We start from the raw sequence: 4,512 nt of genomic DNA on the forward strand, positions 1-4,512 counted from the left end.
GGTCCTCGTAGCAGGCCCGTTCGATCTTGCGGGAAGAGACGGTGCCCACGCAGTAGGCGTAGAGCAAGAGCATCGTCATCATCCGCGGGTCAAACCCCTTCTCGCCTCTGGGATCCTTGGCCTGCGCTGGTATGAGGATCTCGGAGAGATCCAGCTCATCCACCAGATCCAGTAGAAAATACACCTGGTGGTCCTGCGAGAGCCACTCGCGAGGTGACGGCGGCAGCAGGGTGGTCTGCTCCGGCTGCCAGGGACGGAAGGACTTGGGCTTCTGCATGACCCATTTTCGCGCCCAGATCCACTGCTGTCACTGACGTTTGGGCAGATTCAGGAGCGTCTGTGGAGAACAAAGAGCGGATCTACGCGCAACAGGCTCCTAGTTGCAGCCGAGGCAGGGAGAGCCGGTCGCCCTTGGCGAGGGCTTCCAGCCGGTCGCCTTCTGAGGGCCAGCGGTGCTGGGGTGGCAGTTGCAGGATCAGACAGCCGCCATCGCGCAGGGTGAGCAGGTCGGCCAGGAACAGGAACACCCCCAGGTCGGTGCCCTGGCCGTCCACATCGGTGGCCACCCGGCTCAGCGAGTCGGGCAGCTCCTGCCAAGCCAACCGCGACAGCATCCCGGCGTAAGTGCCAGGGCATCGCGGTAGAAGCCGGTGGGGCGGGCGGCTTCTAGTCGCTTGAGGTAGCAGGCCTCGGGTTCTTCTATACCGCGAGGTAAATACAACGGGCGGCGGCTGGTGCCGTCGGGGAGTTCAAGCAGGGTCCAGCAGTCGTATACCAGCTGCAAGCGGTCTCTCAGGCCGGAGAGGGTGGGGTGCTCCAGCCAAGGAGGTTCAGCAGTGGGGTAGGGCCGTGGGGTTGAAGAGGGGAGAGGGCTGCTGGGTGTGGTGGTCCTGCGGCGGCGGGTGGTGGGCACTGGCTGCTGCTTGTAATCACAGCTCTTGCCAGTGGCGGAAATGAGTCGCCAAACGAACTATGCAGTATCTGCATTGTTTGGGTCGGGACATCAGGGCAAGCAAATAGATCAAGCGGCGGGGCTTGGGTTCATGACAGGGTCCGTATGAGAACCCGGCGTGATGAGCCATCCGCCTTAGATTGACTGCCATGCAGCAGGCCTAGAACTAAGTTGGTAATGACTTCGGTTTCTTATGCGGACCACGAAGTGCCGAGCTCTTTCTTGGTGTGGGCCCGAAAGTTCAGCACTGGGCAGACCTATTGGCATGTGGAGGATTTATGAGCGAACATCAGCAGGCCATTGACCGTACCTACGAAAATGCGAAGATTGGGGCCTGGGAGCAAGTGCTATCTGGATGGCGAAAAACTCCTTGCTTGGCGCGGGAATGTAGCAGGTACCAAAAGTCATCTTCTGGCTGGACATTCTTGCATCAGGCTGCGTATTTTGGTCACGAGGCAGCATGTCGCGAGCTTATTCGCTTGGGCGCGGCGGTCGAAACACTCTCTCGTGAGCGGCTCAATGCAGCAGACGTCGCGGACGAACGCAAATATACGGCTTTGGCAGTACTTCTGAGGCGAGCTTCCTACAGCTCGAAGTCACTTTGGGCCACCCCCAAGGATCCGAACTTTCTTCCAAGTAGTAATCTATGGGAAGAGGCTGTGGAACGTCGAACCTCAGATGCACTATGTGTTGCTTATGCAAGCGGTGTAGTGAGTATTGCAGCGGGTTCGCGCTACTTTGTAGATTCTTTTGAGCGCACGTTGATCGGTTGGCACGGCACTTACGATCCACCTTGTGGAATGGACGGTGAGCCATTGATTTGAACGTGCAGGAAGAATTTACTTACGCCATAGCCCAACAGGTTTCTCAGACGGTCGCTCGCTGTTACTAGTACCGCTTGTAGTGGCGTTCACTCAACAGGAAAAGCAACCACCCGCACTGAGCAAGCATCAGCAACCTGAATCCACTGCTCCCGGCTGATCCTTAGTCGCACCAGCATCTCGCCCACGCCAACTCCTGAGGTCAGCAATCGCTGCCCCCGAGCATGCAGCTCCCGCCATGTTGGCGGCACCTTCAGCAGGAAGCCGTTGTCCCGCAAGAAGTGAGTGATCTCTCCATTGGCGTAGGTGCGCCCGTAGGGCCGAAAAGGCCCCCGTGAGGGGTCGTAGCGCCGCGCCGCTTTGATCAGCCCAATCATCGCCAGCTGCAGCAAGTCCTCCTTCTGGTGAATAGTGCGGCGAGCGAAGTTGCCGGCGATCTTCTCCGCCAAGTCCATATGCTCCAGCGCCAGGGCATCGGCAGCGGCATGGGGCCGCACTGGCCGCTGTCGCTGTGGCCTGCAGCGCACGGGCTGCTTTCCCTGAGGTCTGGGACGGTGATGCGCCGGCGCCTGGAGATTGATCTCCAGCTGCTCTGCCCGGGCATGGCACGCGGGCCGGTGGTAGCGCCGTTGCTTGAGCATTTGCGCCGTACCTGCTGCATCACCTACCAGCACGACTGTGATCGGCAGGCAGAGCTGCAGCACAGCCGGTATCAGCACTGCAGGCCCCTGGTTCTCCACTGCAGATGGCGTGGAACCTTCCCGCACCGCGGACACCAGCGGCTTGCTCACCGTTCCACTCATCGACTCACCAGCAGTGGCGTCACCACCGGCTGGATGCCCTGGGCCTTCCAGTAGCGGCCTTCTAGCCAGAGGGCGCCATGGCAGAAGGCATCCACTAAGTCCTTGCTGCCCTTGGGGAAGCGGATCGCTTCTTCCACCAGGGGCTGAGCTCGGTGGTGAAAGCGAATTTGACCTGCTTCCACCAGGGGGGCGACGGCATGGGCTCGGGTTTCCTTGCTGCCTCTCGCCGTGATCGGCAGCATCCCCGGCACGCGGCGCCGGAGGGTTTGCAGCACCGCCGGCCCGTTGGCTGCGTCCTCGATCAGCACGGCGTTGGGCCTGAGGCCCTGCTGCTCCAGCGCCTGCAGGCAGCCCAGCAGGAAGCGGATCACCTCCGGCAGGCCAAAGCGGTGCCGAGCGGCCCAGAGCACTTCCATCTCCAAGGCAGTGCTGTGGGGCGGCCTTTCTTGTTCGCCTGTGCGCGGGTTGAGCGTTCTCGGTGGGGGTGCCAGTAGCCCCGCCAGGCAGAAGCCGCAGTAGTCGCTCTCCGCCTCCCCCTTGAAGGACAGATCACAAGAGAGGGCCAGCAGGGCGTACTGCCGCTGGCGGCCAGCCGCCTGGCTTGTTGCTTCCCTCGGGAATGGGGGCCGGATCCAGTTGCGCAGGAAGATTGATCCAGACGCCGGACTGGGCCGCTGCTGATACAGCGCTGCCCACCAGTAGGCGCCCAGGCGGGCGCGGATTTTGACCAGCTCGCTCAGCGGGAAGCGCTCGGGGCACAGCGCCTCTCCCGGTTGCCTCCAATCGGGGATCAAGGTGCAGGTGGGCGGCAGCTTGGGGCGTTCAGCCGGGTCCTCTGCAACAGCGGGTAGATCCAGCACGGTCCATTGCTGGGGCGCCTCGCCCAGCTCCTGCTCATACAGCCAGCCGATCACGTCTTGGTGATCCCAGCGGGTGAGCACCACCACCTGGGCTGAAAGGTTCGGCTGCTCGCTGCCGTCTGGTCCCAGCACCATGGCCGGCTCAGCGCAGGTGATGCCGCATCGCCGGGACCCTTGTAGGGATCGTCGATGATCCCCAGGCTGTAGCCCTTGCCGGTGAAGGGGCCATCCACACCAGCAGCGATGCAGCCACCGCGCTGGCGGGTCAGCCAGTTGCCCACAGCTGCCGAATCGCGGGCCATCAGATGGCCGGTCACCCGGTAGAAGTGGCGCGCTTCTCGGGAATGGGCGTAGGCCAGCTCGGCTGAGTAGGAGGCGATCGCCGCGAAGAGGTGCGGGTAGCGCTGCAGGAAGTAGGCAGGGAAGAGTTTCGAGACCAGGAGGCTGTTGTGGGTCACCGTCAGCTGACGGCCCACCACGTAGAGCCCATCGGCGCGGTCCACCTGGATGCAGCGTCCCCAGCGGGGTGAGGCGGGATCGTGATCGATGCGAGCAATGGCGGCACGACGTTGCGGCGCCAGACGGGAGATGGCCTTGCGAGCAAGCCGGGTGGGGATCGGCAGGGTCGGCTGGAAGCCCACCGTGACCACCGTCTTGCGGCCCACCACACCGCTACTGCTGGTGCACGGTGGCATCTCCGTCCGGTAAGGCCGGAAACCCAGTCCCTCCGCTAGGTCGAGCACTCCTGCGGCCAGTTCCGGACTGGTGGAGGAAAAGCAGACCCGGGACTTGCAGTCGACCGTGCCATCGCTGTCGATCAGCCCCGCCAGCAACGCCAGCCGCTGGTCCAGCGCTGAACGCAGGAACGCTTCTGGGATGTGTTTGTGGTGCAGCACCCCGGCCGCGAGCAGGTCACGGCGCAGAGGGCTGGGATGACCCTTGCGGGTGAACAAGCTAGCCAGTGAGGTGGCCTGCACGCGCTCGTAGCGGGGGCTGCGGTGGTGATGCACCGCCGAGACCGCGTAGCCGGCCTGAACCATGGCGGCCGCCGGCGCCAGGTCATGGCGGTCATGGGT

6 protein-coding genes are annotated in these 4,512 nt (G+C 63.1%); all 6 read right to left on the reverse strand.

The features are described 5' to 3' along the window. Nucleotides 1-277 (reverse strand): transposase (locus AC01FP_RS16205; protein ID WP_474481704.1); only part of this gene is annotated, 277 nt, incomplete at its 3' end. Between the two features lie 82 nt (nt 278-359). Continuing rightward, nucleotides 360-602 (reverse strand): hypothetical protein, encoded by a 243-nt coding sequence (locus tag AC01FP_RS16210; RefSeq protein WP_474481705.1) that lies wholly within the window; start codon nt 600-602, stop codon nt 360-362. Next, the gene (locus AC01FP_RS16215) at nt 572-913 is read right to left on the reverse strand and encodes a hypothetical protein (RefSeq protein ID WP_474481706.1); all 342 of its coding nucleotides are present in this window, start codon (nt 911-913) and stop codon (nt 572-574) included. The genes AC01FP_RS16210 and AC01FP_RS16215 overlap by 31 nt, the downstream gene beginning before the upstream one ends. A gap of 949 nt (nt 914-1,862) precedes the next feature. Continuing rightward, the gene (locus AC01FP_RS16220) at nt 1,863-2,576 is read right to left on the reverse strand and encodes a sigma-70 family RNA polymerase sigma factor (RefSeq protein ID WP_474481707.1); all 714 of its coding nucleotides are present in this window, start codon (nt 2,574-2,576) and stop codon (nt 1,863-1,865) included. Beyond that, nucleotides 2,573-3,571 (reverse strand): phage terminase large subunit family protein, encoded by a 999-nt coding sequence (locus AC01FP_RS16225; RefSeq protein WP_474481708.1) that lies wholly within the window; start codon nt 3,569-3,571, stop codon nt 2,573-2,575. The genes AC01FP_RS16220 and AC01FP_RS16225 overlap by 4 nt, the downstream gene beginning before the upstream one ends. Next, nucleotides 3,487-4,512: LAGLIDADG family homing endonuclease (locus AC01FP_RS16230; protein WP_474481709.1), on the reverse strand; the 1,026-nt coding region annotated here is incomplete at its 5' end. The genes AC01FP_RS16230 and AC01FP_RS16225, both read right to left, overlap by 85 nt.

The sequence above is a fragment of the Cyanobium sp. NIVA-CYA 375 genome (genome assembly GCF_056108345.1).